The organism is Pseudomonas sp. GL_117, from assembly GCF_057835125.1.
The window spans coordinates 3246802-3272817 of record NZ_CM174418.1; the positions used below are offsets into that span (position 1 = coordinate 3246802).

General features: G+C 58.4%; 33 protein-coding genes. 23 read left to right on the top strand and 10 right to left on the bottom strand.

All coding sequences use genetic code 11. From position 1 onward, the window contains the following. Positions 1 to 417 precede the first annotated feature (417 nt). On the top strand, positions 418 to 630 hold the full coding sequence (locus tag AC3ISR_RS14610) for a hypothetical protein (protein ID WP_489324307.1): 213 nt from the start codon (positions 418 to 420) through the stop codon (positions 628 to 630). On the opposite strand, the gene AC3ISR_RS14615 is transcribed toward AC3ISR_RS14610, so the two are convergent. Then, the gene (locus AC3ISR_RS14615; RefSeq protein ID WP_489324308.1) at positions 627 to 1544 is read right to left on the bottom strand and encodes a hypothetical protein; all 918 of its coding nucleotides are present in this window, start codon (positions 1542 to 1544) and stop codon (positions 627 to 629) included. The genes AC3ISR_RS14610 and AC3ISR_RS14615 overlap by 4 nt on opposite strands. A 104-nt stretch (positions 1545 to 1648) precedes the next feature. Here AC3ISR_RS14615 and AC3ISR_RS14620 point away from each other — a divergent pair, with 104 nt between their 5' ends. Beyond that, positions 1649 to 2008, top strand: coding sequence for a hypothetical protein (locus AC3ISR_RS14620; RefSeq protein WP_489324309.1), 360 nt, complete (start codon positions 1649 to 1651; stop codon positions 2006 to 2008). 84 nt (positions 2009 to 2092) lie between these two features. After that, positions 2093 to 2401: a hypothetical protein gene (locus AC3ISR_RS14625; RefSeq protein ID WP_489324310.1), complete on the top strand. Its 309-nt coding sequence runs from the start codon at positions 2093 to 2095 to the stop codon at positions 2399 to 2401. On the opposite strand, the gene AC3ISR_RS14630 is transcribed toward AC3ISR_RS14625, so the two are convergent. Further along, positions 2398 to 2919 carry a DUF2441 domain-containing protein gene (locus AC3ISR_RS14630; protein WP_489324311.1) on the bottom strand — a complete coding sequence of 174 codons (522 nt, stop codon included), beginning with the start codon at positions 2917 to 2919 and terminating at the stop codon, positions 2398 to 2400. The two genes, AC3ISR_RS14625 and AC3ISR_RS14630, sit on opposite strands and share 4 nt — an antisense overlap. Before the next feature lie 427 nt (positions 2920 to 3346). Between AC3ISR_RS14630 and AC3ISR_RS14635 the strand changes: the two genes are divergently transcribed. From AC3ISR_RS14635 to AC3ISR_RS14675, 9 genes are all read left to right on the top strand, one after another. Beyond that, a complete protein-coding gene (locus AC3ISR_RS14635) occupies positions 3347 to 3748 on the top strand; it encodes a hypothetical protein (protein ID WP_489324312.1) in 402 nt (133 codons plus the stop codon). Positions 3749 to 3779: 31 nt separating this feature from the next. Further along, on the top strand, positions 3780 to 4064 hold the full coding sequence (locus AC3ISR_RS14640; RefSeq protein WP_489324313.1) for a hypothetical protein: 285 nt from the start codon (positions 3780 to 3782) through the stop codon (positions 4062 to 4064). Between the two features lie 19 nt (positions 4065 to 4083). Further along, positions 4084 to 4332, top strand: a complete 249-nt coding sequence (locus tag AC3ISR_RS14645) for a hypothetical protein (RefSeq protein ID WP_489324314.1) — start codon at positions 4084 to 4086, stop codon at positions 4330 to 4332. A gap of 265 nt (positions 4333 to 4597) precedes the next feature. Further along, the gene (locus AC3ISR_RS14650; protein ID WP_489324315.1) at positions 4598 to 5092 is read left to right on the top strand and encodes a hypothetical protein; all 495 of its coding nucleotides are present in this window, start codon (positions 4598 to 4600) and stop codon (positions 5090 to 5092) included. Then, a complete protein-coding gene (locus AC3ISR_RS14655) occupies positions 5089 to 5229 on the top strand; it encodes a hypothetical protein (protein WP_489324316.1) in 141 nt (46 codons plus the stop codon). Before AC3ISR_RS14650 ends, AC3ISR_RS14655 begins: the two co-directional genes overlap by 4 nt. Before the next feature lie 10 nt (positions 5230 to 5239). Next, on the top strand, positions 5240 to 6106 hold the full coding sequence (locus AC3ISR_RS14660; protein ID WP_489324317.1) for an ATP-binding protein: 867 nt from the start codon (positions 5240 to 5242) through the stop codon (positions 6104 to 6106). Beyond that, entirely contained in the window at positions 6103 to 6774 is a 672-nt protein-coding gene (locus AC3ISR_RS14665) for a 3'-5' exonuclease (protein ID WP_489324318.1), read from the top strand. The genes AC3ISR_RS14660 and AC3ISR_RS14665 overlap by 4 nt, the downstream gene beginning before the upstream one ends. 9 nt (positions 6775 to 6783) lie before the next feature. Continuing rightward, entirely contained in the window at positions 6784 to 7386 is a 603-nt protein-coding gene (locus AC3ISR_RS14670) for a hypothetical protein (RefSeq protein ID WP_489324319.1), read from the top strand. Positions 7387 to 7455: 69 nt separating this feature from the next. Further along, positions 7456 to 7785, top strand: a complete 330-nt coding sequence (locus AC3ISR_RS14675) for a hypothetical protein (protein ID WP_489324320.1) — start codon at positions 7456 to 7458, stop codon at positions 7783 to 7785. Positions 7786 to 7826: 41 nt separating this feature from the next. Here AC3ISR_RS14675 and AC3ISR_RS14680 read toward each other — a convergent pair whose 3' ends face one another. Continuing rightward, a complete protein-coding gene (locus tag AC3ISR_RS14680) occupies positions 7827 to 8486 on the bottom strand; it encodes a hypothetical protein (protein WP_489324321.1) in 660 nt (219 codons plus the stop codon). Between the two features lie 81 nt (positions 8487 to 8567). On the opposite strand from AC3ISR_RS14680, the gene AC3ISR_RS14685 reads away from it, so the two are divergent. Further along, positions 8568 to 9518 (top strand): phosphoadenosine phosphosulfate reductase domain-containing protein, encoded by a 951-nt coding sequence (locus tag AC3ISR_RS14685; protein WP_489324322.1) that lies wholly within the window; start codon positions 8568 to 8570, stop codon positions 9516 to 9518. Between the two features lie 52 nt (positions 9519 to 9570). Beyond that, entirely contained in the window at positions 9571 to 11751 is a 2181-nt protein-coding gene (locus AC3ISR_RS14690) for a DNA cytosine methyltransferase (RefSeq protein ID WP_489324323.1), read from the top strand. Here the strand turns inward: AC3ISR_RS14690 and AC3ISR_RS14695 are convergent. Continuing rightward, entirely contained in the window at positions 11729 to 12415 is a 687-nt protein-coding gene (locus AC3ISR_RS14695; RefSeq protein ID WP_489324324.1) for a hypothetical protein, read from the bottom strand. The two genes, AC3ISR_RS14690 and AC3ISR_RS14695, sit on opposite strands and share 23 nt — an antisense overlap. Positions 12416 to 12448: 33 nt before the next feature. On the opposite strand from AC3ISR_RS14695, the gene AC3ISR_RS14700 reads away from it, so the two are divergent. From AC3ISR_RS14700 to AC3ISR_RS14735, 8 genes are all read left to right on the top strand, one after another. Then, the gene (locus AC3ISR_RS14700; RefSeq protein ID WP_489324325.1) at positions 12449 to 12571 is read left to right on the top strand and encodes a DUF4406 domain-containing protein; all 123 of its coding nucleotides are present in this window, start codon (positions 12449 to 12451) and stop codon (positions 12569 to 12571) included. Positions 12572 to 12899: 328 nt separating this feature from the next. After that, positions 12900 to 13346, top strand: coding sequence for a hypothetical protein (locus tag AC3ISR_RS14705; RefSeq protein WP_305390861.1), 447 nt, complete (start codon positions 12900 to 12902; stop codon positions 13344 to 13346). Beyond that, complete coding sequence (locus AC3ISR_RS14710; protein WP_305390862.1) at positions 13346 to 14020, top strand: hypothetical protein; 675 nt, start codon at positions 13346 to 13348, stop codon at positions 14018 to 14020. The genes AC3ISR_RS14705 and AC3ISR_RS14710 overlap by 1 nt, the downstream gene beginning before the upstream one ends. A 285-nt stretch (positions 14021 to 14305) precedes the next feature. Continuing rightward, positions 14306 to 14527, top strand: a complete 222-nt coding sequence (locus tag AC3ISR_RS14715) for a hypothetical protein (protein WP_489324326.1) — start codon at positions 14306 to 14308, stop codon at positions 14525 to 14527. A gap of 2 nt (positions 14528 to 14529) precedes the next feature. After that, on the top strand, positions 14530 to 14745 hold the full coding sequence (locus AC3ISR_RS14720) for a DUF4224 domain-containing protein (RefSeq protein WP_305390866.1): 216 nt from the start codon (positions 14530 to 14532) through the stop codon (positions 14743 to 14745). Then, positions 14746 to 15780 (top strand): site-specific integrase, encoded by a 1035-nt coding sequence (locus AC3ISR_RS14725; RefSeq protein WP_489324327.1) that lies wholly within the window; start codon positions 14746 to 14748, stop codon positions 15778 to 15780. Positions 15781 to 16216: 436 nt separating this feature from the next. Further along, positions 16217 to 16471 (top strand): helix-hairpin-helix domain-containing protein, encoded by a 255-nt coding sequence (locus AC3ISR_RS14730; protein ID WP_225595626.1) that lies wholly within the window; start codon positions 16217 to 16219, stop codon positions 16469 to 16471. A 34-nt stretch (positions 16472 to 16505) separates the two neighbouring features. Continuing rightward, on the top strand, positions 16506 to 17393 hold the full coding sequence (locus tag AC3ISR_RS14735; RefSeq protein ID WP_489324328.1) for an aldo-keto reductase family protein: 888 nt from the start codon (positions 16506 to 16508) through the stop codon (positions 17391 to 17393). Between the two features lie 258 nt (positions 17394 to 17651). Here the strand turns inward: AC3ISR_RS14735 and AC3ISR_RS14740 are convergent, their stop codons facing one another. From AC3ISR_RS14740 to AC3ISR_RS14750, 3 genes are read right to left on the bottom strand one after another with little or no spacing between them, the layout of a single operon-like run. Beyond that, the gene (locus AC3ISR_RS14740) at positions 17652 to 19316 is read right to left on the bottom strand and encodes a N,N-dimethylformamidase beta subunit family domain-containing protein (RefSeq protein ID WP_489324329.1); all 1665 of its coding nucleotides are present in this window, start codon (positions 19314 to 19316) and stop codon (positions 17652 to 17654) included. Then, positions 19313 to 20662: an MFS transporter gene (locus tag AC3ISR_RS14745; RefSeq protein WP_489324330.1), complete on the bottom strand. Its 1350-nt coding sequence runs from the start codon at positions 20660 to 20662 to the stop codon at positions 19313 to 19315. Before AC3ISR_RS14745 ends, AC3ISR_RS14740 begins: the two co-directional genes overlap by 4 nt. A gap of 46 nt (positions 20663 to 20708) precedes the next feature. Continuing rightward, positions 20709 to 21959, bottom strand: a complete 1251-nt coding sequence (locus AC3ISR_RS14750) for an MFS transporter (protein WP_192299982.1) — start codon at positions 21957 to 21959, stop codon at positions 20709 to 20711. A gap of 102 nt (positions 21960 to 22061) precedes the next feature. Here AC3ISR_RS14750 and AC3ISR_RS14755 point away from each other — a divergent pair, with 102 nt between their 5' ends. Continuing rightward, positions 22062 to 23015, top strand: a complete 954-nt coding sequence (locus tag AC3ISR_RS14755; protein ID WP_489324331.1) for an AraC family transcriptional regulator — start codon at positions 22062 to 22064, stop codon at positions 23013 to 23015. Positions 23016 to 23067: 52 nt separating this feature from the next. On the opposite strand, the gene AC3ISR_RS14760 is transcribed toward AC3ISR_RS14755, so the two are convergent. From AC3ISR_RS14760 to gcvA, 3 genes are all read right to left on the bottom strand, one after another. Beyond that, entirely contained in the window at positions 23068 to 23829 is a 762-nt protein-coding gene (locus tag AC3ISR_RS14760; protein ID WP_192299980.1) for an SDR family oxidoreductase, read from the bottom strand. Positions 23830 to 23858: 29 nt separating this feature from the next. Then, entirely contained in the window at positions 23859 to 24686 is an 828-nt protein-coding gene (locus AC3ISR_RS14765; protein ID WP_192299979.1) for a DMT family transporter, read from the bottom strand. A gap of 74 nt (positions 24687 to 24760) precedes the next feature. Next, the gene (gene gcvA / locus AC3ISR_RS14770) at positions 24761 to 25666 is read right to left on the bottom strand and encodes a transcriptional regulator GcvA (protein WP_192299978.1); all 906 of its coding nucleotides are present in this window, start codon (positions 25664 to 25666) and stop codon (positions 24761 to 24763) included. Positions 25667 to 26016: the final 350 nt, after the last annotated feature.

Genomic DNA, 26016 nt, shown 5'->3' on the forward strand with positions numbered 1-26016 from the left:
TATTTAGCTGTTAGCTATTGACGTAATTTTAGCCTAAAGCTAAATTAAACCCATCGCAGCGACTTACGAGGGGCTGCGAAGGGCCTCACAGCCCGCCGCTCTTTAAAAACGTAGAAGGTTTCCGCGACTGAGATGTTGCGGGCCTCCTGTCCGGCAAGGACAGGGAGGGTCGATGCAAAGGCTCTCAACAAAACCTAACTATTTAGCCGCTACGCCTCTACTGGGGACCGGCGATCTGATCTGACCTACCGCCACGGGAGTGACTTTGGCGCTGGAAGGAAACGCAGGGAGAACCTGCGGCGGATCGAGGGATACCGAACTGGCGAATGATCCAGATATGCGTAGCGAGAACGCGGTAGCGAATCACTGGAGCACCTTCGATGAGGGTGCTCTGGGATTACAGCCGGAGATGCACTGATGAGAAAAGTGATGGTGTTGGGTTGGAATGATGACGAAACCAATCCTGAGAAAGTGGATCGCGGAGAAGCAATATTTCACGAATTCACGACAGACAGTTGTATCGATGAGGGGCAGGTACTGACCTACCCGGCAGCGATCATTGAGTTGCCGACTGGCAAAGTGATCAGCCTATATGTGGACTTCATAAGGTTTCTGGACTGCCCGGGTTAGTGACGCTTACCAAGCCCTGGAGAGCCTCCACCGTAGATCACATAGTGGCTGTAGACTGTCCTGCCACTCTTGCGGTTCTTGCTAGTCTTATTTGTCCTCGCATCGTGAGCGCTGTCACGGCATTTTTTACACATTGCTGGTGGCTTAACCCAGTCTCGGTGAATGAAAAACTCAGCTCGGCACAAGTGGCAATACCGCTTCCTCCATTCGGGAGTGTCTTTATCAACAATCTCCTGAGCTGCCTTGATGGAGCTTGCTACTTTTGCAACGTCGGCCTTAATTAGAGCGACCCTTCGCTCCCTTGCAACATCTGATTCGGACTTGCTTGTCTTGCCTGAGATAAGCATTTTCGAGATTTTTTCGTAAACCCCTGCAGCCTCTTTGTCGTCTTTCGCTTTAGCAAGATAAAAGGACAATGCGTCAAATTTCTTAGTCAGGATCGCATGGTCGTTACCGTAAATCATGAGGGCTAGTGACTCCTTGAGCGCCTTGTACTGGGCCTGACTGACTGAAACGCCCCTGAATACAAACTTGCCGCCTTTTGCCCTAGAGGTTCTCTGCGGTGCGTTGACTGGTGTCGGCGCAATCGGCGCCAGAAGACGGCTTGGAAAACTTGTATCCGAACCGCTTCGGAAGAACTCGTTCGCCGGCCAAGGGGACTTTTGCTTAGTTCTAGCTGGATCATGTGAAACAGCTTTACTTGGGCAGACCTTAGCCGGCGAATGCTTCTTTTTCTTGTTGTCGCGCGTGCGCTTGGAATCAGAAGGAACATCGTGAATGTTCAGATTTGCGTCAGTAAGCAGTCGGAGTAAGGCCTGAGGATCAATGGTCCCGGATTTGACTTCCGGCTTTTCCATACTTACCGCTATCTGATCCTTCAGCTGCCTTAGCACCTCTAGGTTCTTCGCATCCATTGCCTTCGCCCCCCAATATCACCCTGCCCGAGATTACCAGCGGCAAGACGCCACTACCAGTCCAGTCTATCGCCCGAAGCCGCAATAACTAAGAGGTGCTTGATATGCCGAAACGCGCCTACGAGTGCGGTTCCTGCACAGAAGTTCATGAGTTTCATCATGAGGCGGAGCGATGCTGCCAGCCCGACATAAACGATGTTTGGCTCTGTGATGTTTGCGAATCCGCTCACGACGAGAAAGATGATGCAGAGAAATGCTGTGTCGGAAAGGTAAAGGCGCGCGGTACCGATACCGTTCGCTGCCCTTCCTGCTTCCGCGACCAAGAGCTAGTCCAGCACGCCATTGAGATTGAGGTGGCCGGCCACTGCTCTGAATGCAACCCGCACTTCTCAATAGACGACACGTTCAAGATTGCCGACCTGGTAGACCAACAGGTTGCTGAAAACCTAGATCGCATGCTGTGACTGACGCCAGTAGCGGGTCGCACCCACAGATTTACTGATGCCGCTTCTATGAGGCGGCATTGGAAATCAGCGGAGATAGCAGCAATGACCAGAGAAGAGGCTTACGCAGAGATTGGCAGGCTGGCAGCAGAACACGCGCTGATCGCTCAGGCGTTCGGCGGGGTGATAACGGTGATTCACCCCGACACGCAGCGTGAGCACGGGATTGAGGCCAAGTGCTTGTACATGGCCGGGCAAGGCCCATGCCCTGATAGCTTGCTTAAACCTGAACCTCTCAAGCCAGGTCAGCAAGAAATGTTCGCAAGATCTTTCGACATCGGCAGGCGCGATCCGAAGTCAGACTGGCAAGGCAATCAACACATGGCCCCAAGTCTCACCGAGCCTCCTCGCTAGACAAATCCTATCTGTCGCTCCAGTCGTATGGGGCTATCAGTCAATATTTCTGCTGTTTCAACGTCCTGAAGCAGTGTTCCAATTCCATCCGGCCCCACCCGCAGCTGAGGTGCATTGGTCCAATAGTCATGGGCCTGACGCTCATGCAACTCGATGAAAGGCACCTGATGATGAAGGGTTGGATCTCGAAACATCGAAAAGTCACCTCGATGAATCTTCGCATTCTGATTAACTATCGTCGCCTCATAGATAACGCCTGTTGTATTGATGTAATGGCCGAATCTTTGAACGGACTCATAACTTTCAAACAGAAAGCACGCCTCAAAGCGAGACACTTTGTCGGGGTAATACTGTTTTCTAGCGTTCTCGAAAATCAACTCTCTAGCGAGGGCGACGAAGTTACCTTGCGGTCCATTCGGGCCGGTCGAGTAAGCCCTCAGGTTGCGCCCGTAATTCCCCGGAAGCACAACGCTTCCATCTCCAAGCATCGTGGCAGCGATATGGAAATACCGTGTCATTGATAACCCTCTTTTGCGTGGCTGTGTTGTGTGAGAGCACTCAGCCTAGCGCAAAGCCCGTCACCTGGGCAGTGGTGAGCAAGCCGGGGCTGACCGGCACTTACAACCAGCGCCAACGACAGCCTGTCGTTAACTGCCCGAGGCCCTGGTACTCCCCAGCACCAGGCTGCATCGGAGTGTGATTTGTGGATCGGTTCGACGGTATGAAGGCCGGTATCGCCACAGATATGCAGCGCAAGGCGACGGGCGCCCGGTAGCCGAACGCGTAAGTCTTCCAGGTTCGATTCCTGGGCAGATCACACCCCGATGCAGAAAACACCCTTCCCCGCCTCTACCCGTCAGCACTCACCCCGCGCCCATCGGCAACCAGCGGGAGGCATGAGTGTTGACGAATACAGGTGAACCAAAACAAACAACGGAGCAAGCCATGGACGTCAAATCGAACGAAGAAGTGCGCGAAGAACTGCTGGTTCAAGCGATGCATCAGCTCAAGGCACAGGCCAAGGAAGTGATCGACGGAATCATGGGCGACCTCTACTGCGATTACTTGCCGCACGTAGTCACCGACACTGATTCGAACATTGGAAATCGGGTTTCCGGAGTAATCAAAAACTTGATCGCCGGGAAGTTCGAGAAGGTCGGCGGCTCAATGGTCAAGGTCAGCGATAGCTATCAGGCCGAGCACTTCATCAGCTTCAGCAGTTGGGACGCCATGGTGAAGCCGCTGTGCGATCTGATGGGCCCTGAAATCGTCGGCGCCCGAGTCAAGCAGCTTGAGCACGAAGTTGCATCGCTCAAGCAGCAACTAGAAAGCGACTGGCGCCGCTGATTCCGCCTAACCCCAAACACTGGAGGTCGCCATGAGCGATTGGAAGGAAATTGCGAGTGCGCCGATGGATGGAACCGAGGTACTGCTCGCCTCCATCGGGCAGACGTTTGACGGCGTGCCAATTCCGCCCCGCGTGACCCTTGGGCACTACACAGTCGGCGACGAACTGCTCCGGGATGCAGGCGACTGCGGCGGCGCTTGCCGATGCCCGGAGTACGAAGAAATCGAGCCTTTCTGGATGTCATGGGACGGCGGATTCACCGAAGAAAACCCGCCGACTCACTGGCAACCGCTCCCCGCCCCGCCCACCGAATAACGCCACCCTGGAGGCGACCATGCACCACAGCATTCAATCGCGCCGCGACATTGTCGACGGCCTGCGTCAGCGTTCCCGTCTTGCCACCATTGAGCTGTACCGGCTGATCGGCCGGCCTGAGCCAGTGGTTGCCTTCCGGATGGTGGTCAAACCTGCCGGACGTGACTTCTTCCATGTGGTTGATACCAAAACCGGCAAGGTGATGGGATTCCGCCGCAACCACAACGAAGCCTGCGCCCTCGCCCGGAGCCTGGAGAGTGCCCAGTGAGCTCCCAGCAGCGAGACCACGATACTGCTGTCGGCTGGATCAATGCCGAGCTTGCAGAGCTTCGCAGAGACGTAGAAAAGCCGAACGCAAGCGCCGCGGCACGCTCCGCGATTACCCTGGCGTTCCTTCTGCGGACTATCAGCGATACCGAGCAGCGAGAGTTTCAAGCGTGTATCGACGACATCTACAAGTCCTCTCGTGCATCTGCTGCTTAGCACCCACCCAAAATATCGCCCGCGGCGCCTCATGCCGCTCCGGAGGCTCTATGTCTCAAGAAAGCAAATCCCCACTATCGGCTGCCGATCTGCGGACGATTGCCCATGCCGCACCAACCGCCAAGATCGAGCGCGAAGAGCTTGATGCTGCCCACCGCCAGGCGGAACGGGAGCGCATCGAAAAGCTTGGCGGCTCAGCGGAAATGGTGCTGGACCTGGAAGCAAAGCTGGCTGCGGCCGTCGATGACCGCAAGCGCGCCCAGGTCGAGGCGAACTACGCCAAGAAGAAGCTGGAGCAGGTTTTCGAGTCGGTCAGCACAGCTGTAGGGAGGGACGTTCGCCAGTTCAGCATTGTGCATCTTGGCATGGCCCTGACAGACAGCAAGTCGAAGCTGGTCACCCTGGCCGGCTACATCGACAAGGCGCGGACCCTGGATGACCTGGTGGTGCTCAAGCGAGTAGCCAGCAACCTCGGCGTGATCCAGCCACAAACCATGGCCCAAGCAGCCCAGCTGATGGGACTGAGCCACAGGAGGGCTGTATGAGCCCGGCAATGGCTGCCCAGTTCGACTGGATGATGGTCGGCGCCTTCTCGCCTGAGCGATTCACCGGCGAGCAGCGCAAAGAGTACGAAGACGAAGCCCGCCGCATCCAGCGGCAGTGGGACAACCAACCAAGCTGAGGAAACTCAAATGTTCAAGAAAGCCGAACGCAAGCAGGCCAAGCTACGGCTGGCACTTGCCGGGCCGTCTGGATCAGGAAAAACCTATTCCGCGTTGCTCATGGCTAAAGGGCTTGGCGGATCAATCGCGGTAATCGATACAGAGCAAGGTAGCGCGTCTCTGTACTCAGACATCGCCGACTTCGATGTGCTTGAGCTGCAGGCACCGTTCACACCTGAGCGTTACGTAGAAGCCATCACCGCCGCAGAGGCCGCTGGCTACAACGTGCTGATCATCGACAGCTATTCGCACGAATGGACTGGCCCGGGCGGTTGCCTTGAAGCGAACGAAGCGCTGGCTCACCAGAAATTCCGTGGCAACACCTGGGCAGCCTGGAACGAAACGACGCCTCGACACCGGCAACTCACCAACAAAATTTTAACCAGCTCACTGCACGTCATCTGCACCATGCGCAGCAAGACCGAAACAGTCCAGGGTGAGGGCAAGAAGATCGTCAAGCTTGGGATGAAGTCCGAGCAGCGCGACGGCACCGACTACGAGTTCACAGTTGTCCTTGATCTGACTCACGACGCGCACACCGCCTTGGCCAGCAAGGATAGGACAAAGCTGTTCGAGCAGCCTGAACTTATCGACGAGAGCACCGGGAGAAAACTTCTTGCCTGGCTCAACTCCGGTGTAAGTCCGGAAGCGCGCGCCAAGGAACTGCTGGTTGATGCGATTGCAGACATCGCCGGCGCATCTGACATGGTCGCGCTTCAATCAGCATTCAATGCGGCCAAGGCGATCGCCATCGGCTTTGATCACCTGGTTGCTCAAGTGGTCGCAGCCAAAGATAAGCGCAAATTAGAACTTAACCCCCAAGGGCAAAAAGCATGACCGCATACATCTTCGACAGCGAAACAACTGGCCTAAACGATCCACACCTAATTGAGGCGGCATGGCTCCAACTGGAAAGCATCAGCAGCCTCGCAGTTACGGCTGACTTCCTTCAGCGCTACAAGCCTGGCAAGCCGATCGAGTTGAGTGCTCTGGCAACCAGCCACATCCTTGACGAAGAGCTTGCTGGCTTCCATCCGCATACCGACTTCAACTTGCCGAACGATGTTGAATACCTGATCGGGCACAACGTTGACTATGACTGGCGCGTCATCGGGGAGCCTGACGTCAAGCGCATCTGCACACGGGCGCTGAGCTCAAAGCTCTGGCCGGACGCCGACAGCCACACCCAGTCCGCAATGATTTACTTGCACTACCGCGCCGAAGCGACAGGCCTGCTCCGCAACGCCCACGCAGCGCTGGATGACGTGAAGAATTGTCGGCTGCTGCTGGTGAAAATTCTCGACCAACTCGCTGCCGAGCGTGGCCGGCCGGTCAGCGACTGGGAAGAGCTGTGGAAGATCTCAGAGGATGCGCGAATCCCCACAATTATCGGATTCGGCAAACACAAAGGTGCCGCCTTTGCTGATCTGCCTAGCGACTACAGGCGCTGGCTCCTGAATCAGCCGGACCTTGACCAATTTGTTCGGAAGGCGCTACTGCGCTGAGGGTGAATCATGATCAGCAACCACCTAAGCCTGGTCGAGGCGCTACGGCCAGCATCGGCCGAGCTGGCTTCCCAGGTCGAGCAGTACCTGGCGGACGGCGGCAAGATCGAAGTAGCCGAACCGATCGGCTATAAGCCCAAGCCCATCACCTACAGCAACCAGATGCCACCGGCGCCAAAGCCATTTGTTCGCCGTCGGGTAGAGGCGGTGCCGCTACCTGTCGAGCCGTCAGATCTCGTCGATATGCGCTTAGAGGCTCGCAGGAAGAAGGCCGAGCAGGTGATGGCAATGGCGCCGACGCACACCCAGACAGAGGTGATGCATGCCTTGGGAATCTGTCGGCGCACGCTCCTGAGTATGTCGAAAGAGTTCGGCTTCCAGTTCAAAAGAACAAATCACGGCGGGTACAACGGGCCGGAACGCCAAAAGCAGCTACTGGAGCGCGACGAAAAGTACGCCGAGCGCATAAAGGCATTCAAAGAGCTTGGCATCACCCGGCGCCAGTGTTGCGGGAAGCTAGCGATTTCAAACAAGACCCTGGAGCGGCTGCTGGCAAAGTTCGGCATCGACTACCCGAAGGCACGACGTGGCAGTACCTCATGCGCCGCATAGCCCGCACCCAGCAACGCAAACGTCAAACCTGGCTCGCACTGCCGGCCAGCGGAATAGAAGAGGTAGGCCATGGCAGCAGTACCCCAGAAAGAACGCTCGGCCAAGTCTGCCAGGAAGCGTGTGGCACTTGCCGAAGAGGAATTGAGGCTCAGGGTTCGCCCTGGCACCCGCCAGGCCCTGGCCGACCTGATGGAGTGGTCAGGCATTACTGAGCAGGGCGAGGCGATGACGCTGATGATTCATCACCTGCATGCACTGGGCTCCGCGAAGTGTCAGCCGCTACTTTCTCCGCCGCGCCACGTTTTCGAACCTTCGGAAAAGGTGGCGCGGGAATTTCGCAATAAAAGCTTGCTCGCCATCCAGAAAGATCCTGGCGACGAGATCATCGAACCAGCATAACTCACCCTACTCACTGCATCCGGTAAACGCAGGTTTGGCGCTCAAGCAATCCTTCGGCAGAACTCCGCAAGCCCTGGAACGGGGAATGCGCCAGGACTCACGAACTGCCCCCGAGGCCCCGGCCAGAAAAATCTAAACTCTTGCTGGTCTTCATATTGATCCGGCGGCTTCACAAACGCGGGCCGACCGGGCGCCTGTTGAGTTCCTGTGAAATGTCTTTGCTTATAAACAATAGGCCCGAACTGGCCTTGCCCCGTCTGCCATCTTTTGAGGAGCTCAGAGTTCAAGAGTTGGAAGAACGCTTCTGGGTTAAAAATCTCGACACAGTGTTTTCCAAAGTCGTCAGTGAGATTCTCTTCGGCAAATCCTAGCGTCATGCAAAGCACGTAACCATCCGCCAAGGTAGTCTTCTCGTTGTTCGCAAGTCTGATGTCGGTGCAAGACGCATCAGTCTTGATGCCTGACATCTCCGCGATATAGGCAAAATCAGGATTGCTTAAATCTCCAGTGATCGGCGCCCCAGAATTATAGGTTTGCAGACCCTCCCCGACATCGCGCTGCTGTTTGTTTTCGTGTCTCCGGCATTTGTCGAGGGTACTTAGATAAATCTTTCCAGAAACGAACTGATCCACATGATCCGGCTCGTTCATGTACCTATAAAGCTTATCGGGCCAAGCTATCGAGCCATTGTTAAAAGCCATACCCGCTCCTTGATCCGGCTCCATGCCGGTCACCCGTAATACCCCATATCAACGAATCACGCCAGCCGGCGAGGATCTCCTATGTCTACTCACAACATCGTCAGCATGAGCGGCGGTAAAGACAGCACTGCTACGCTGCTGGTCGCCCGCGAGCTGGAGGTGCCGAACCTCAGCGCTGTAGTGGCTGACACCGGGCATGAGCATCCAGAGACGTACGACTACCTCCACTACCTGGCGGAAGCCACGGGCGTTCCCATCCGGTGGGTGAAGGCAGACTTCTCCAGGCAGATCGCCGGCAAGCGCAAGTTCATCGAGACCAAGTGGCGCGAAAAAGGTGTAGCGGAATCGGTGGTGCTGGGTGCCCTGGAAGTCCTTCACCCAACTGGCAACCCGTTTCTGGACCTGTGCCTGTGGAAAGGCCGATTCCCTAGCACCAAAGCACGCTTCTGCACCGACGAGCTAAAGCGCAATCCAATCATCGAGCAGGTTTACCTGCCGCTCATGGACGGCGAGAACATGCTGCTGTCCTGGCAAGGCGTTCGGGCTGATGAGTCGCCGGCCCGCAAGTACCTACCAGAGTGCGATGAGGTTGGCGGCGGCCTGTTCAACTATCGGCCCATCTTGAAGTGGACGGTTGATTCGGTCTTCGAGGCTCACCGGGCGGCCGGCATCAAGCCGAACCCGCTGTACTTGCAAGGCTGTAATCGCGTGGGCTGTATGCCCTGCATCATGTGTGCGAAAGACGAGCTCCGGCAGATCGCGGCCAGGTGGCCAGAAGAAGTTGACCGGGTGCGCGAGTGGGAGCGACTGGTGAGCATCGCCAGCAAGCGCGGCGCGGCAACGTTCTTCGCCACCGTCACAGACCCCACCGTCAGATCGGATGACAAGGTGAGCGCCGTCACGCATGGAATTGACCGGATCGTCGATTGGAGCAACACCGCACGCGGCGGCCGCCAGTTCGACATGGTCGACCTGATCGCCCGCACCGACAGCCAGAGCAGTTGCTCTTCTGCCTATGGGCTCTGCGAATAAATCGCCTCACCGCCCCCAATTTAAAGATCACGCCGCCCGGCAAGGATTATCTATGTCCGCACAACAGAAGAAACACCCCTTCGATTTCAAAACCCAATACGGACTCGGCTTCAACCCTCAGGACGATGAGATCGTTGTCGACTTCTTCTGCGGCGGCGGCGGCGCCGGGACCGGCTTGGAAATGGGCCTGGGCCGCACCGTGAACGTAGCGAAGAATCACAGCCCGCAAGCGATCAGCATGCACACCGTGAATCACCCAGGCGCCAAGCACTACACCACCGACGTGTTCGAGGGTGATCCTGACACCGAGTGCGGCGGCAAGGCCGTGGGCTGGTTCCACATGTCGCCGGACTGCACCCACCACTCCCAGGCAGCCGGCGGCCAGCCGCGCAAGCGTGAGATCCGCAACCTGTCGTGGATCGGGCTTAAGTGGGCAGGCATGAAGCGTCCCCGGGTGATCAGTCTGGAGAACGTGAAACAGATCCTGCAGTGGGGCCGGTTGATCGCCAAACGCGACAAGGCCACCGGCCGGGTGGTGACCCTGGACCAGGTGCCGCACCCGACGAAGAAAGGGAAAACCACCAACCGGGTCGCCGGGCCAGGCGAACAGGTGCCAGTGTCAAACCAGTTCCTAGTGCCGGACCCGAAACAGCGCGGCCGCACCTGGCGCCGCTTCGTGGCCCTGCTGGAAGGCATGGGCTATGTCGTCGAGTGGAAAGTCGTCAAGGCCTGCGACTTCGGTGCGCCGACCAGCCGGGAGCGCCTGTTCATGATCGCCCGGTGCGACGGCCGGCCGGTGGTGTGGCCGGAGCCGACCCACGCGAAGATCCCAGCCAAGGGCCAGCAGAAGTACAAGACCGCCGCGGACTGCATCGACTTCAGCGACCTGGGCAAGAGCATCTTCGGCCGCAAGAAAGACCTGGCCGACGCTACCCTGCGCCGCGTCGCCAAGGGCATGAAGAAATTCGTCATCGACAGCCCGGCGCCGTTCATTGTGCCTATCGCGAACTGGTCAGGTGAGTCGGTGCAGTCCGCCGGCGAGCCGCTGCGCACAATCACCTCCTACCCCAAGGGCGGCGCATTTTCGGTGGTGAGCCCAGTGATCGCACCAGCGACACACCAGGGTAGCGACCGGATCAATGACCCGCTCGAACCTCTGCCAACGGTAACCTGTGCGAATCGCGGCGAGCTGACGCTGATCAGCCCACTGATGGTCGGGGCCGGTGGCCCAGCATACTCAGGCAAGCCCGTAAGCGTGGATCAACCCACCGGCACCCTGATGACCCAAAACCACCGGGCACTCGCCTCGGCCTGCATCGTACAGGCCGGGCACGGCGAGGGTTCTGGCGCGACAAAGCGCCGCTCCCACGGGGTGAACGACATCTGCGGCCCGGTGGGCACAGTCACTGCTAGCGGCGGCGGGCAGTCCGTCAGCACCGCGGTGATGATCCAGGCCAACGGAGGATTCAACACTGTGCACGCCAAGGACATCCGCGACCCGATGACCACGGTGACCAACACCGGCAGTCAGCAGCAGTTAGTGACGGCCACCCTGGTGACGAACACCACCGGCCACGCGCCGACGAACCTTGATTGCCCCGTGCCCACCGTGACGACCGGTCAACACCATGCGCTGACTACGGCGCACCTGGTGCACATGCGTGGCAACTGTGATGCAAGGGACGCCAATGACCCGCTGCACACCATCAGCGCCGGCGGCCAGCACCACGGGCTGGTCAGCGCATTCATGGAGCGGGCATTCGGCGGAAGCGTGGGCCAGGGCCTGGATGATCCGGCGCCGACCATCACCGCCGGTGGCGGCGGCAAGAGTTCACTGGTGTCGCTCACCCTGTCACCTGAACACGAAGCCGGTGCACTGCGCGTCGCCGCCTTCCTGATCAGCTACTACGGCACCGAGAACGTCAGCGCCTGCGACGCACCGACACCCACCATCACCACCAAGGACCGCCTGGCCCTGGTCACCGTCATGGTTAAGGGTACGCCCTACGTGATCGTCGACATCTGCCTGCGGATGCTCAAACCGGCCGAGCTGTACAAGGCCCAGGGCTTCCCCGCCGACTACCACATCACCCACGGTGCAGACGGCAAGCCATTCACCGTCACGCAGCAGGTGCACATGTGCGGCAACAGTGTGAGCCCACCGCCCATGGCAGCGCTGGCCAGGGCCAATGACCCATGGAGGATCAGTTCTATGAACTCGCTGGCGGCTTAGTATCTTCCGGAAAATAAAAAACGCCTGTGAGATAGCTTTTGTTAATTTCAGGCGTATTTCCATTTATGAAAAGGTGTCGAATATCGTTCACATCATCAGAAAACATTTTGATTTTGTCATTACCCTCACCTTTGAAGTGTGTTCTGTGGCGTGGAACTGTAATCGCGATTCTATATTCACTCTCAATCGAGTAAATATCCCTCTTATAAAACAATATGCTATCCAAGTCAGGAAAGGAATCCGCCATTATTGCAGGATAATAATTTACGTCTTTATGAATCACGGACATACCTTCAAATTTCTGAACGGCTATAGACAGAAAATGCAGAAGGTTATCTATATCAATCTCTAAGCAGACATCAGCATTGAAGCGTTTGAAAAGCACCTGATCATTAGGTTTACTACTAAAGCAAACACAATAACACCTGTCTACAGGCATACTTAGAATAGTACCTCCCACCATATCCGCCGGATTTATTTCCTTATCATTCACATAAAGCCTGAAACACTCCTTAGGTATTTCAAAAACCTTCGTACGCTCATCATCCCTCATTAATTCATTTTCCATTACTGAGTAATGAATTATGTCGCTGAAACGCAGCCCAGACTTTCCTGAAATTATGTCACCAAGAAACTTCCTCTTTCCATAAAGATATTTTTTCACTTCCACTCCTTAGATAGAAACTGGAGAAACATCATGCCGTCAAGTGCATTTTGCAGCAACCGGATTTACCTCAGCGGCCCCATGACCGGCCTGCCCGGCCTAAACTTCGAAGCCTTCCACGCAATGAACATCTGCATGCACGCGGGCAGCCCTTAGTCCGAACTGATCACAATATCTTCTGGAAAGATAAGCTTTCCATACCAGCCGTGCCCGGCCGTAAGAGCAGATATTGGAGCAAGTAAAAGTGCTGCCAGTAACATGGCTCTCTTCAACCCGCCGATGCTGCTGACCATCACCCAGCAGATAAGCCATAGATGAAGAAGACTCGCACCACACGCAAGAAAGATAAACCCGAAGGCCTGAAACGAGCTAGACATCCGTGTTCCTCGCTTCGTTAAAAACCGAATCATAGCGCGTCCGAAGCGCTACCTGACAGTAACCCTCCCCCTTCAAAGCCAGCCGCTATAGCGGCAAGGACGAAGTCATGCCTGAAGAAACTCAAAAAGCCGGGCCGGATCACTTCCGCTACATCGACACCATCGGCCCGGATGGTCTTGAGGTTCACTGCATCACCTACCACGTGATCGGCGAAACCGCGCAGTGCTACTACATCGGCGACACCTACACCTGCGACCTGATCAAGGGCCCGCAATACAGCTGGACCGTTGATGCAGTGAAAAAGCGCCGCAAGCGCGTACTGAAAGACGGCGGCAGCTGGGGTAAGCGCTTCGCCTATACCGACAAGGCGCTGGCACTTCGCTCCTACAAGGCCCGCAAGTCCTGGCAGTTGCGACACGCCCAGCTGTCGATGGAGCGCGCTCAGGCAGCTATCGGATATTTCGGTGACACCCAAGTCGAAAGCGCAATACCCGACGCAGCCGTGACCATCCCGAACGAATACATCCAGAGCATGAACTGGGAGGGCTATTGATGACCATCTCACCGCAACCGAAAGAACGTCCCATCCTGTTCTCGGCGCCGATGGTGCGCGCCATCCTGGAAGGCCGGAAGACGGTCACGCGGCGCGCAGTGAAAGGCTTCCAAATCCCAACCGAGGACACCGCCATTCCGGTTGGCGATCGTCAGCGCTGGAGCGCAATTGGCCAGCGAGACCCGCGCTATGGCTTCTGCGTATTTGGATCGACCGAAGCTGAGTGCGCCAAGGAGCTTGAAGAATACGCACCTTGTCCGTATGGCAAGCCCGGCGACCGGCTGTGGGTGCGCGAAGCCTGGGCGGAGATCAGCGTGGCCCAGGCGCCTGGCGAAAGCTGGGTTGTCTACCGCGAGTGCGACAACCGCACCGACTACGGCGGCCCATGGAAGCCCAGCATCCACATGCGCCGCCGTGACAGCCGCATCCTGCTGGAGATCACCGACGTGCGCGTCGAGCGGTTGCAGGACATCAGCGAAGAGCAAGCCAAGGCCGAGGGCGTAAGGCTCTACACCGATCACGCGGAACTGGGTGATTGGTGGCACGTCGAGGGGATCGAGACATACAGCGCTGATCCGCGCAAATCGTTCGAACTGCTCTGGTCATCCGTCGGCGGCGACTGGCAAGCCAACCCGTGGGTATGGGTGGTCGAGTTCAAGCGGGTGACGCCATGATCGCCACACTCTGGTTCGCCTACGTGTTCATCTACAAGGGGCCAAGGCCATGATCCCGCGAGACGGATTCATCCGACGAAAGTTCGAGGCAGCCATGATCCGACTGGCTATCGCAATCCTCATGGGCCGGAATGTTCAGCGCTCCCTTGTCGTGTCGCGCAGTGACAACAACCACATGTGGAGCATGGTCGAAAAGCTTGACGCCATCGCAACACGCATCAGCAAAAACTACCCCTAACCCATTCCCCTACGTGCCTGCCGGTGAACGGCGGGCAAGGACATCCCATGTTCGCAATAAAGCTCACCCTGATCCTCGCGGGCTTCATCCTGTATCTGTTCGGCACGGTCGTTGGCTTTGTAGTAGGCATTCCTGCACTACTGAATTCAGGCGAAACGCAAGACATCATCACGGCCTTCGGTGGCTTCATAACCTGGCTGCTGATCAGCTTCGGTTTCATCATCCACATCATCAAGACTGCGCGGCCCACCACGGGCGGCGGGAGGTAGGTATGGACGGAATTCACTTCCTGTCGCACGAAGACGTTTGCGAACTCACAGGTGCCAAGACAAAGGCAGGACAGATTCTGGTCCTGTCCCGCAATGGCATCCGCCACACTATCAAGCGAAATGGCTGGCCCTGCGTTATCTCGGCATCGTTGCTGGCCGGAAAGAAAGATCGGCAACCCGAAAAGACCGAATGGCAACCACGGATGGGAATTCAGTAAATGGCGCGACGGCCCACCAACCCCGGCAGCATCCCCCGGCTGCGCAAGCGCCTGCGATCCGGGGGAAGGGTTTATTACTACTACGATGCAGGCTATAAGCCCAGGAAGGAAATCGCCCTTGGCTCCGACTATGGTGCCGCGATAGTTGAGTATGCGCGCCTCGAAAAGAGCCGGGCAGCGAATGCGCTGGTCGCCGCGGCGCTGACCTTCGAGTACGTCGCAAACAAGTACGTGGAAGAGGTGGTGCCTACGAAGTCGCCGGCCACACAGAAGGACAACGCGCGAGAGTTGAAGCAGCTCCTTATCTTTTTCAACGACCCGCCAGGTCCATTGGAGGCAATCGAACCAAAGCACGTGGTTCAGTACCTGCGCTATCGCTCAAAAACCGCGAAGGTACGCGCCAATCGGGAAAAGGCTCTGCTCAGTGCGATCTGGAACTTCGCCCGCCAGAGCGGCTACACGTCGCTCGCCAACCCATGCGCGGGCATCAAGGGGAACAAGGAGACCGGCCGGGACACCTACGTCGAGGACGAAATGCTAGCGGCTGTATACCTGCACGCCGATCAACCGCTCAAAGACGCATTGGATCTGTTCTACCTCACCGCCCAACGCATTGGCGACACCCTGAAGATGGATGAGCGCCACTTGCTGGATGATCAACTGCTGATCACGCAGGGGAAGACCAGCATGAAACGACGAATCGAGGTTGTTGGGGAGCTGAAGGTCGTGATCGACCGCATACTGGAAAGGAAGAAGGGGCACAAGATTCGATCAACCAGGCTCGTTGTAATGGACAACGGCCAGCCGATGACAGCAAGCATGCTGAGGGGGAGATTTGACGCGGCCAGGATGAAGGCCGGGATTGAAAAGTCTGCGTTTCAGATGCGCGACCTTCGCGCTAAAGCTGCCACGGACAAAGAGGAATCGACAGGTAGCATTCGTGACGCTCGGGACCAATTGGGCCACACGACCGTCGGGATGACAGAGCAGTACATTCGGCGTCGCAAGGGCCTGAAAGTGCTCCCAACCAAGTGAAAATCCGTTCCGCAATAAAAATGGCTCCCTTGAAAACAAAGGGCTACAAGCGAGCCATTGCAGAACTATTGCGGACCGGAAATAGCCATAAGCTATTGATTTAAAGCACTTTATGGCCGGACTTAAAATCCCCCGCTCGTAAGGGCGTCCCGGTTCGATTCCGGGTTCGGGCACCATATATATCAAGGGCTTGCATGAGATACTTCATGCAGACCCTTAGTGTTTCTGTTGCGCAATTTCTTAAGCTGCTCCGCAATTCCCCTTCCCCGGCGTCCCGATCTTTCTGCCAACCGCCGGCGCGAATCACTGCCTGATCGGCTGGATGCTGGCGGTACGCCCTCCTTGAAGATTCTCAAAACGAGCACGTCGAGCTATTGAGGCACCTTCTAGCGTCGGGCACACTTGCGTGGACTCATCGCCAAAAAAGGAATTTACGATGCCGTTTTCATCAGATGAAAGGACCGCTTTGCTCGCGCTCAAAGGCGTAGGACCAACCGTCATTACACGGCTTGAGCAAATGGGTATCGAATCGCTCGCAGAACTCCGAAAATCAGATGTTGGTGACATCCTGGCTCAAGCATCAGCAGCATTAGGCTCGACCTGCTGGAAGAACAGCCCTCAAGCCAGAGCGGCCATCACCGCTGCAGTGGCGCTTGCGAGGCGCTCTGCAGAGCAAATCCCGGCCAGGTAGGTTCGTTCGATTGTCTCCCAGTCGGGTTGCTTGAATGGTCGAGCACGTGAACTACCCCACTCTGATTGAATCCATTACAGCAATGGAGACTCAGACAACTGCAATCACGGAAGAACCGCCTTTGAAACTTCGTCTTTCAGTCCTCCTTTTCAGCATCGCTCTGTGTGCTGAGGTGCAGGCTGTGCCAAGCCCCGAAACCGAAGCTGTCTTTGAACACGCAATGCTGTTAGGTGATGCCATACAACAACGAGCTGCTCAGCTGGTTGAAAGAGAACAGCAGGGTAAAATTGACAAGGTCACACTGAGCCAGTCAATACAGGAGGCAACCAAAGGACTTGAGACTTATGAGGACGAGCTGCGTAAAGCTAGCGCCGGAGGGCACGGTGTAGCGACTTTCATGTTGGCGAATATGCAAGAGAGTAAAGCGGCAACCTTTTTAAGTGGCTATAAGGCTATGCATGTAGAGGCTTGCGCGCTTTACCAGAACGCCGCGGATCAAGGCTTGGTTGCCGGAGCGATAATGGTGTTGCGCGACTGTGACGATGCATTCCTGCGATTCAAGCTCGATGACCCCGAGTCTCTTCGCAAGTATAGCCAGCTAGCCAGTGCTCTAGAGCAGCCGGATCTGTACGCTGGCCATTATCCACTGCCGGCAGTACGCTCGTACTGCTTCAAAGATTCACTGCAAGCCGAAGCCAACCGCGAACTACCGTTGACCACTATGAGGGACTTCCTCAAGCCGGTTTCTCTGAGCCTGGAACAGTTTCGCGCCGACGGGTATTACCTGTTAGCGCTCAAAGGCGATTTCGCGAACCCGAAAGTTCAGGCCTATTTCAAGCAGTCGCAGACGATTGCACCTGACTGCCTAGACCCTTCCAATCTCAAAGCACTGTTCAAAAATAGAGAGGGGAAAAGCCACTGACGCTAGCCCTCTTTCAACACGATTTGGCACATTGGAAAACGTGGCGCTGATAAGCGTAGCGGCCGGCAACGACTACAACACCCTGGCGTACCACTTCCACCGCACCGAGCCAGGCGGTGATGGACGGGCTCGGCCAGTGGGTGAAACCATGATAGCCCCCCCTCTGGTTCGCCTGAGTGTCTATCTACAAGGTGGTAAACTGACTCACGAAGTCTTTGGGGTCCTCGTGTGGTAACAACCGGTTATTCACCCGCCCGTTCAGCGCACCTCCCGATGAGTGAGCAAGAAACGATCGAGCACATTTTTTGTGATCATCACGGTGTAAGTGTCAGCTTGCATGAGCCCATGTACCCATTCGCACGTGGCGGCGGTAAAGACCTCACCTCGGCCTTTGTGGAAGTGCACCACCATACCGGCCCCACGGCTGTGTAAAGCGATGTTGGCGTCACTAAGGTCAGGCGCCAGGATGGAAGCACGAAACCGGGCATCGCCATCGCCGAGCATGAATGAATAGGCATCTTCGCTGCGGCCATGCTCGGCATTGGTCGCCCAGCCCATTGCAAGGATTTGCAATCGGCAAGGCGCACCGTCTGTGCCGAGCGGTTCTGGGAGGCCGTCGACGAACGTGTATTCGAGGCCATCGACTTCATAGCCAAAGATGTTGGCTTCATCTCCGAACATGTCCGCGTAGCCGAGGCCTGTCCCCACAAACGCCCAGTGCTGGGGCCTGAAGACCGTGTATCCGCGCGGGTTGCGCGGTGCCATTGCGCCAAAGCTAGCGTATATCCCACGCAGAGCATTCACCCCGAACGTCGATGCCCCCGGGTGATTGACCCTCGGATCTTCCCAGGCCCCCGTTAGCCGATGAGGCTCGGTAGCCGCCACAGGATCGAGTGCACCGGCATCGTACTTGTAGGCCACTTGCCGCCGGCCCTGCTCCTCCAGGCGAATCTGCCACATGAAATTGCCAGCGAAGCGCGCGACCTTGCCGCCCTCCTCGACAAAGGCGTCGACGTGGTCGCGCATTTCTCGCGTCCAATACTCGTCGTGCCCGGCAAAGACGGCGCAGGCGTAGCCCTCCAGCGCGCGCGGGTCGTGATGCAAATCGTCCTGGGTCAGGATATGGACCCTATACCCCTGCTGTTCGGCCCAGACCACAAAAGGCCTCTCGAACGAAGCCCAACCCGCCAAGGCGTAGTACTTGGCATAGCCGTTAAGAGCCGCCCATTCGATGAACTCATAACGCGCCGGGCCTGGCTTGCGGGGCCGGGTCGTGTTGATGCAACGGGGCGCACCCTCCGGCAGCCAGACCTGCCCACGCGCCCAGGGCCGTTGTGCCGAGAGTAACGGTGAGCGGCCACGCGGCGTGCCGGGGTGAAGGCCAAAGTAATGATTGGCACCGCCCCAGTCGTTATAAGCGGCCCAGGTCGATGTGGCTGCAACGAGCACCAAGGCATCGGCGCGCTTGAGCAGCGCCTTGACGATAAACAGATGATGCCCCAGCACGCTGTCAGCGCCATCCCGTACTTCGACCATATAGCCACCCGGCTCGGCCTCCACCGGGATTGTCCATCGCATGAAGACTGGCCACTGGCAGCCATGCTCATAGGCACGTTCGGGTATGGGGTGGAAGCAAGCGTCCAGGCTGTCGGTGGTATGCACCGTACAGGTGTTGGCTCCATCACGATAAATCCGCAGTCTTACTTGCGCGCAGTTCGACGACAGATACAGGCAAACCGTATCACCCGGGCTGTAGGCGCGGCGGTCCGAGTAGCACCAAGCGGCAGCCGGGCCAGACTCGCAAGGAACTTCCACCCAGGTCTCGCGTGCGGCCTGACGTGGGCCCGAAGCCTGGCTGACGGTCACGTTGGCGCCCGGTCGTTCACCTCGGGCAGCGGCGTTTTGGGGGGCGGCTGAATTCATTGCGTCATACTCCTTGGTTCGGTGGATTCTGCGGATCCAGCAGTCAATGCATTTACGCGGACTCGCGCGCCAGGCGCCCCGATATGCGCAAGGTCAATGCCCGCCGTTTCTTCGATAAGAAACCCAGCCAGGACGGTGACAACGCCCAAGCCAATGACATAGCTGACATACAGGTAGCCAAGGTCGGCGCCGCTGAGATAGTTATGTAGATAGGGGGCGGTGCCGCCAAAGATCGCCACCGAGATCGAAGACACCAGGCCGACGCCCTGCGCCCGTGCCTGGGTCGGCACTTGTTCGGACAGCACCGCAGGGAAAATCGCCGCGATCAGCGACCAGGCGCCAAGCCCCAGAACCTGGGCCAAAAACAGCGTGTAGGGCTCAGTGGTCACCATTATCGAGATGGGATAGGTCAGCAGGATCACACCCAGGCCCCAGGCAATGACCATGGGCCGGCGCCCTACCCGATCGGACAACATTCCGCAGACCGGCAACCAACACACACAGAGGACCTGCGCGAGAAGACTGGCCATGTAGGCACCCGTGGCGTCCATACCCTGGGCAATCGCGGTCGAAGCGCCGAACGTGACCCAGGCGTAGTAAGTGACATTGGCGGCCGCGGCCAGCATGACGATGTTACGCGCAACGCGCAGCATCTCCCCCGTGGACAGCTTGCGCGGCGGCCGCGCCTGCCCCTGCTGCGCTACAAACACATGAGATTCCTGCGCACCGCGGCGCAAGAACAGCGCGTAAAAACCAAGCACTCCCCCCATGGCAAAACCGATACGCCAGCCATACTCACCCATGGCCTGCGCGCCCAGCAGCCAGGTCAGCGCCGCCGCCACCGCCGTCGCTGCCATGACCCCTAGCGTCACGCCCACATAGACGGAACTCGACCATAAGCCACGGTGCTTGCTCGGGGCGATTTCGGCGACATAGGTGTAGGACACCCCGGTCTCGCCACCATGGGCGAGCCCCTGCATCAGGCGAAAAACCAGCAGCGCGACCGAGGCGTACAGGCCGATGCTCTGGTAGCTGGGAATCAGCGCGATGCCCAGGCTGCTGATCGCAAGCAGCAGCATGGTGATCACCATGATGGTCCGACGCCCCAGTCGGTCGCTCAGCCGGCCAAACAACCAGCCGCCGACCGGGCGTGCGACAAAGCCAACCGCAAACACAGCAAGGGTTGCGAGCATCGCTGAGCGCGCATCGGTCTTGTCGAACAGATTGCTTGCCAGGTACACCGAAAAGGTTGCGTACAGGGTCCAGTCAAACCATTCCAGCGCATTGCCGATACTTGCCGCGCGCAACGATTTGAGGCGTCCTTGGTGAGACGTCGTATTGTTCATGGAGTATCTCCTGGTTACGGAAGGGATCGCGGTTTGGCAAACCGGATCAAAGGTGCAACGCGGGCTTGGGCTGGCCTAAACCCTGGGCAACCGGGACGCGGACACGCAGCGCAATCAGCAATGCGGCCAGCAGCATAAGCACGGCCGCCGCGATGAATACGCCTGCGCTGCCACCGAGGTTGAACACGACACCGCCAGCGGCGGCGCCGGTTGCGATAGCTGACTGCACAGAAGCCACCACCATGCCCCCGGCGCTTTCGGCCTGATCAGGGACTGCACTGGCAACCCAGTTCGACCACGCCACCGGCACACCACCAAAGGCCAAGCCCCAGATGCTCAGCAGTACTGCCTGCCCCGCAATCGAGGCCGGCAACAGCACCAACGCCAGTGCTGCAACGCCGACCAGCGCGGGCATCAACACCAGCGTGGCCAGCGGGTAGCGCTCCAGCAGCTTTCCGGCCAACAGCGTGCCAACGAAGTTCGCCACACCAAACCCCAACAGCATCAGCGACAGACCCTGCGTACCGATGCCGGTCGTCCCCTCAAGAAATGGCCGAACATAGGTGAACATCGCGAAGTGCCCGCTGTGCACCAACACGCAACCGAACATCCCCATGGCGATGCCCGGGCGCTGCAGCACTTCGAGGATGGTGCGCAGACGTGCCGGCCGGCGCGGCGCCAGGCGCGGCAGAGTGAACGACTGGAACGCCAGAGTGGCCATGCCGACCGCTGCCGCCGCAAAGAATGCGCTGCGCCAGCCATACAGCCCGCCCAGATAGCTGCCCAGCGGCACTGCAACGACGGTGCCGATGGCAATGCCGCTGAAAATGATCGAAAGCGCCCGTGGCAACAACGCACTCGGTACCAAGCGCATCGCGACCGCCGCCGCCATGCTCCAGAACCCGCCAAGGGCAATGCCCAGCAAGATACGCATCAACAACAGCACCGCGAAGCTGGAGGAAACGGCGACCAACAGATTGGAGGCAACCATCAAGGTGGAAAACCCCAGCAACACCCAACGGCGGTCGATGCCGCGGGTCAGGCCCGGGACCAATAAGCCCGCGAACAGCGCCACCACCGCAGTCACTGTGACCGCTTGGCCCGCCAGCGCTTCGGACACGCCCAGGTCGTTCGCCATCAGCGTCAACAAGCTGGCCGGAAGGTACTCGGCGGTCAGTAATCCGAACACGCCCATTGCCAGCGAAAACACGGCCATCCACGCGGGGGTGGCAGGCTCCACGTCCGGGACGACGCCGGGATGGCGGTCGGATACGGAATTACACACACAGTCAGTCATTGCACGGATCTCCCAATCTTCATGGCGATCCGCAGTCTAGGCGCGGGAATCCGGATGATCTATGATCTAAAGTCTCTACTTTTTGACCAAAACACCTGAACAATGCTTACAGATCAGTTTGCGCTCTCCTCGGACCTCATCACCGAACTGTTACGCGGCATGCGCCTGCGCGGCGTCGAATACCGGCGTATTCAAGCGGGACCCACCTTCGGTTTGGGCTTTGCTGAAAAACCTGGGCATGCCTGGTTCCACTTCATGGCCGTCGGCAATGCCGTGCTGCGGATGGAGGACGGAACCACCTACGCGCTGGGTGCGGGCAACGCCGTGTTCATTTCCCATGGCGCGGCCCATCAACTGTTTTCCGATCCGCACGTGCCTGTTCAAGACATCGACCTTCTAGACGGCGCCCCCCTCGGCGAAGCCGTCAGCGCAGTGGATACCGGAACCGATGGCAGCCCCACGCCGAGCACTATTGTGTTCAGTGGCTGCATGGAGTTTGAACTGGGCAGTCTCCACGGCCTTGGCCGGCTGATGCCGGGCCTGATGTTGATCGATGCCGGCGGCCAGCGTTACCCCGGACTGGTGCCTATCCTGGCAACCATGGAACGCGAGGTCAGCGCTGCACGTATCGGCTTCGCCGGTATCCTCGCGCGCTTGGCCGACGTGGTGGCGGCCATGGTCGTGCGCGGCTGGGTGGAGTGCGCCTGCGGGAATGCCTCTGGCTTGGTCGCCGCCTTGCGCGATCCACGCTTGGCCGGCGCCCTGCTTGCACTGCACCAACAACCGGGCCGTGACTGGACCGTTGCGCAGTTGGCAGAGCAATGCAATACCTCACGCTCGGTCTTCGCGGACCGCTTCCAGGTAACGATTGGCATGAGCCCGCTGCGCTATGTCACCGAACTGCGAATGCGCCTTGCAAGCCAGTGGCTGACCCTCGAACGGCTGCCGATTGAAGAGGTAGCGCAGCGTTTGGGCTACACCTCCCAGGCCGCGTTCAGTCGCGCCTTCAAACGCATTACGGGCAACACACCTGGCTTGAGTCGCAAGGTCAGGTAGGCGACTGCCCGTTGAAGCCGAGCGCACCCAGTCGCTGATCCGTGGCGCTGGCTTATTTACCACCCGTCACGTCGAGAAATGTGCCGGTGACGAATGATGCCTGCTCGCTGGCGAGCCATAGAATTGCCTGTGCCACTTCCTCCGGCTGGCCACCCCGCCCCATGGGGATCGAGTCCTTGACCCGATCGACCCGGCCCGGCTCACCACCACTGGCATGCATGTCGGTGTAAATATGCCCGGGGCGAATACCGTTGACGCGTATGCCTTCCCGGGCCACTTCCTTTGCAAACCCAATGGTAAACGTCTCCAGGGCGCCCTTTGAGGCCGCATAGTCGATGTATTCATTGGGGCTGCCGAGACGCGCCGAGGCCGAAGAGACATTGATCACCACGCCGCCCGGGCCGTTGTGACGGTAAGACATGCGCTTCACCGCCTGCTGGGCACAGAGTATCGGCCCAATGGAATTGACCGCAAAAATGCGCTGCATCCGCTCGAAGCCAAGGCCTTCCAGGCGTGACTGAGGCGCCAGCATCCCGGCGTTATTGACCAGTACGTCAATACGTCCGAACGAGCGGTCGATGGCCGCGAACAAATCGGCCACCTGTTGCGGGTCCGCACTGTCGGCGCGCACCGCCAACGCCCTGCGCCCCAGTGCTTCGACATCCGCAACCACTGCCAGCGCGGCGGCCTCGTGGGCGACGTAGCTGATGGCGACGTCATAACCGCGTGCGGCAGCCAACCGGGCGGTGGCCGCCCCCACTCCACGACTTCCTCCGGTGATCAGAATCAGCGGTGCCTTTGAGACGTTGATCATTGAACCTACCTCCTGGCCAGTCGGCCGTATCAGCCGATAATGAGGGTACCGCTGGCGATCACGACGCACGCCAGTATCCGGCGCGCTGTAAGCGTCTCGCCGAGGAACACATAACCGATCAACAACGCAAACAACACGCTGGTTTCGCGCAATGCGGAGACCGCGCCCAGGGGCGCTTCGTTCATGGCGTAGATGACCATTGCATACGCAAGCAAAGAGACCAGACCGCCGCCCATGGCGGTAAGCATTCCTGGCCGAACCGAGAACAAGCTGCGCGGACCACGCAGACCGATGTAAACCACCGGCATCAGCACGCCCCACAGGGCGCACATCCACACGGCGTAGGACAACGGTGCACCGGATAGTCTGGCGCCTATGCCGTCGACAACGCTGTAGGCCGCAATGAAGCAGCCTGTTCCCAGCGCATAGGGCAAGCTGGGAACCGACAGACTGCGCCCTTTGAAGGCCAGCGAAACAATCCCGCCTGACACCAGCGCCACACCGAGCAACTCGCCAGGGCTGATGCTTTCTCCGGCAAAAACCGCGGCCCCCAAGGTGATCAGCACCGGCGACGATCCGCGTGAAATCGGATAGATCTGCCCCAGGTCGCCAACTCGGTAACTGCGCACCAGGAACAAGTTGTAGCCCACATGCAGTAACCCAGAAAGCAGCGCGTAGCTCCAGCTTTCCATGGCCGGTGGGACCATGAAGGCGGCGGCGACGGCACAGACTATTGCAATGGCAATGCACATCACCGTCATGGACCACAGGCGATCGTTACCGCTGCGCAGCAGCGCATTCCAGCTTGCATGCAGGAGCGCGGCGAAAAGAACCAGCAAGACGATATGAATAGGCATGCGCCACTCTAGGCAATCCGTTTCCGAGACAAAAGCGAAGTATCCTCATTGCAGCATGAACGGATACTCATGCATTACGCTTGCACTCGTTGTACTTTCAGCGCCTCACTGACGAGCCATTGGCGAAAGCTGGCGACATGCGGTTGCGATTCGATGCCCTTGGGGCAGACGAAGTAGTACGCAAGCGGCGATGGAAGCGGCACGTCGAACAGCCGAACCAAACGGCCATCGGCGATTTCGTTCTCGACATGCCCGCTGCGCACCAATGCCACGCCTTGGCCGAGCAAAGCCGCCTCGACCGTCATGTTGGTGTCGCCAAATCTGACGCTTTCCTTGAGCGGCAAATAGGCCAGCCCGACGGCTTGAAACCACGCCTCCCATTTAGGTACCAGCTCGGCACCATCACGCGTCAGCAGTGGCAAATCCAGCAACTGTGCAGGGCTCTGCGGTGTCCCGACGCGTCGTAGCAGTTCAGGGCTGGCCACAGGAAATACCTGCTCCCCAAACAAAAACTCCGAATACAGACCTGGGTAAGCACCCTTGCCGAGCCTGATCGCAACATCCGCCTGGCCGTGAGAGAAGTGGATGATTTTGTCCGTGGTATCCAGCGAGACCAACAGCTCCGGGTGCTGGCGAGAGAGCAGCGGCAAGCGTGGTAGCAGCCATTTGAGCGCGAAGGAATAGGTGGTGCTGACGCGCAGTCGAACCCGGCCTTTTTGCTCGCGCAGGTCGCCCAAAGTCGCCTCCAGGCTGATGAAGAATTCGCGCACGATGGGCGCCAGCGTTGCCCCCGCGGCCGTCAACCGTAACGCCTTGCCACGTTCGAACAACTGCAGCCCCCAAAGCGCCTCAAGATGCTTGAGCTGGTGGCTGACGGCGCTCTGGGTCACATGCAGCTCCTGCGCGGCTGCGGTGAATGTCGGGTGGCGAGTGGCAACTTCGAACGCACGCAATGTCGCGGTGGGCGGCAAATCTCTCATAGGGGCGGTATCCGGCGAAATATCAGAAAGACGCTTGCATGAACGCTAGCTCATAAAGGCGCTGAATTCACTCTAACCGTCGCCGCCCTGCCGTGACAGGGGTGCACCGGAAACTGGCAGCTCAACGACGCCCAGGCTTCTCGATGGGCTGGGTGGGTGAGTCGTTGCGCTTGGAAGCAGCGTCTTGCCGGGGAGCTGTCTGTTGCCGGTGTTGTTCTTTATGGAATGCCTCATGCCACCGCATCAGTGCTTCAGCGCCGTCAGAAGCCAGGGCCGAGAGTGGCGCGCAGGCTATCCACGCGGTGGCCATTACGAGTGTCAGTTTTTTCATTGCGTATCACCTGGGTTGG

Coding starts and splice junctions, on each gene's coding strand:
- AC3ISR_RS14610 (WP_489324307.1), top strand. CDS start 418: ATGAGAAAAGTGATGGTGTTGGGTTGGAATGATGACGAAACCAATCCT.
- AC3ISR_RS14615 (WP_489324308.1), bottom strand. CDS start 1,544: ATGGATGCGAAGAACCTAGAGGTGCTAAGGCAGCTGAAGGATCAGATA.
- AC3ISR_RS14620 (WP_489324309.1), top strand. CDS start 1,649: ATGCCGAAACGCGCCTACGAGTGCGGTTCCTGCACAGAAGTTCATGAG.
- AC3ISR_RS14625 (WP_489324310.1), top strand. CDS start 2,093: ATGACCAGAGAAGAGGCTTACGCAGAGATTGGCAGGCTGGCAGCAGAA.
- AC3ISR_RS14630 (WP_489324311.1), bottom strand. CDS start 2,919: ATGACACGGTATTTCCATATCGCTGCCACGATGCTTGGAGATGGAAGC.
- AC3ISR_RS14635 (WP_489324312.1), top strand. CDS start 3,347: ATGGACGTCAAATCGAACGAAGAAGTGCGCGAAGAACTGCTGGTTCAA.
- AC3ISR_RS14640 (WP_489324313.1), top strand. CDS start 3,780: ATGAGCGATTGGAAGGAAATTGCGAGTGCGCCGATGGATGGAACCGAG.
- AC3ISR_RS14645 (WP_489324314.1), top strand. CDS start 4,084: ATGCACCACAGCATTCAATCGCGCCGCGACATTGTCGACGGCCTGCGT.
- AC3ISR_RS14650 (WP_489324315.1), top strand. CDS start 4,598: ATGTCTCAAGAAAGCAAATCCCCACTATCGGCTGCCGATCTGCGGACG.
- AC3ISR_RS14655 (WP_489324316.1), top strand. CDS start 5,089: ATGAGCCCGGCAATGGCTGCCCAGTTCGACTGGATGATGGTCGGCGCC.
- AC3ISR_RS14660 (WP_489324317.1), top strand. CDS start 5,240: ATGTTCAAGAAAGCCGAACGCAAGCAGGCCAAGCTACGGCTGGCACTT.
- AC3ISR_RS14665 (WP_489324318.1), top strand. CDS start 6,103: ATGACCGCATACATCTTCGACAGCGAAACAACTGGCCTAAACGATCCA.
- AC3ISR_RS14670 (WP_489324319.1), top strand. CDS start 6,784: ATGATCAGCAACCACCTAAGCCTGGTCGAGGCGCTACGGCCAGCATCG.
- AC3ISR_RS14675 (WP_489324320.1), top strand. CDS start 7,456: ATGGCAGCAGTACCCCAGAAAGAACGCTCGGCCAAGTCTGCCAGGAAG.
- AC3ISR_RS14680 (WP_489324321.1), bottom strand. CDS start 8,486: ATGGCTTTTAACAATGGCTCGATAGCTTGGCCCGATAAGCTTTATAGG.
- AC3ISR_RS14685 (WP_489324322.1), top strand. CDS start 8,568: ATGTCTACTCACAACATCGTCAGCATGAGCGGCGGTAAAGACAGCACT.
- AC3ISR_RS14690 (WP_489324323.1), top strand. CDS start 9,571: ATGTCCGCACAACAGAAGAAACACCCCTTCGATTTCAAAACCCAATAC.
- AC3ISR_RS14700 (WP_489324325.1), top strand. CDS start 12,449: ATGCCGTCAAGTGCATTTTGCAGCAACCGGATTTACCTCAGCGGCCCC.
- AC3ISR_RS14705 (WP_305390861.1), top strand. CDS start 12,900: ATGCCTGAAGAAACTCAAAAAGCCGGGCCGGATCACTTCCGCTACATC.
- AC3ISR_RS14710 (WP_305390862.1), top strand. CDS start 13,346: ATGACCATCTCACCGCAACCGAAAGAACGTCCCATCCTGTTCTCGGCG.
- AC3ISR_RS14715 (WP_489324326.1), top strand. CDS start 14,306: ATGTTCGCAATAAAGCTCACCCTGATCCTCGCGGGCTTCATCCTGTAT.
- AC3ISR_RS14720 (WP_305390866.1), top strand. CDS start 14,530: ATGGACGGAATTCACTTCCTGTCGCACGAAGACGTTTGCGAACTCACA.
- AC3ISR_RS14725 (WP_489324327.1), top strand. CDS start 14,746: ATGGCGCGACGGCCCACCAACCCCGGCAGCATCCCCCGGCTGCGCAAG.
- AC3ISR_RS14730 (WP_225595626.1), top strand. CDS start 16,217: ATGCCGTTTTCATCAGATGAAAGGACCGCTTTGCTCGCGCTCAAAGGC.
- AC3ISR_RS14735 (WP_489324328.1), top strand. CDS start 16,506: ATGGTCGAGCACGTGAACTACCCCACTCTGATTGAATCCATTACAGCA.
- AC3ISR_RS14740 (WP_489324329.1), bottom strand. CDS start 19,316: ATGAATTCAGCCGCCCCCCAAAACGCCGCTGCCCGAGGTGAACGACCG.
- AC3ISR_RS14745 (WP_489324330.1), bottom strand. CDS start 20,662: ATGAACAATACGACGTCTCACCAAGGACGCCTCAAATCGTTGCGCGCG.
- AC3ISR_RS14750 (WP_192299982.1), bottom strand. CDS start 21,959: ATGACTGACTGTGTGTGTAATTCCGTATCCGACCGCCATCCCGGCGTC.
- AC3ISR_RS14755 (WP_489324331.1), top strand. CDS start 22,062: ATGCTTACAGATCAGTTTGCGCTCTCCTCGGACCTCATCACCGAACTG.
- AC3ISR_RS14760 (WP_192299980.1), bottom strand. CDS start 23,829: ATGATCAACGTCTCAAAGGCACCGCTGATTCTGATCACCGGAGGAAGT.
- AC3ISR_RS14765 (WP_192299979.1), bottom strand. CDS start 24,686: ATGCCTATTCATATCGTCTTGCTGGTTCTTTTCGCCGCGCTCCTGCAT.
- gcvA (WP_192299978.1), bottom strand. CDS start 25,666: ATGAGAGATTTGCCGCCCACCGCGACATTGCGTGCGTTCGAAGTTGCC.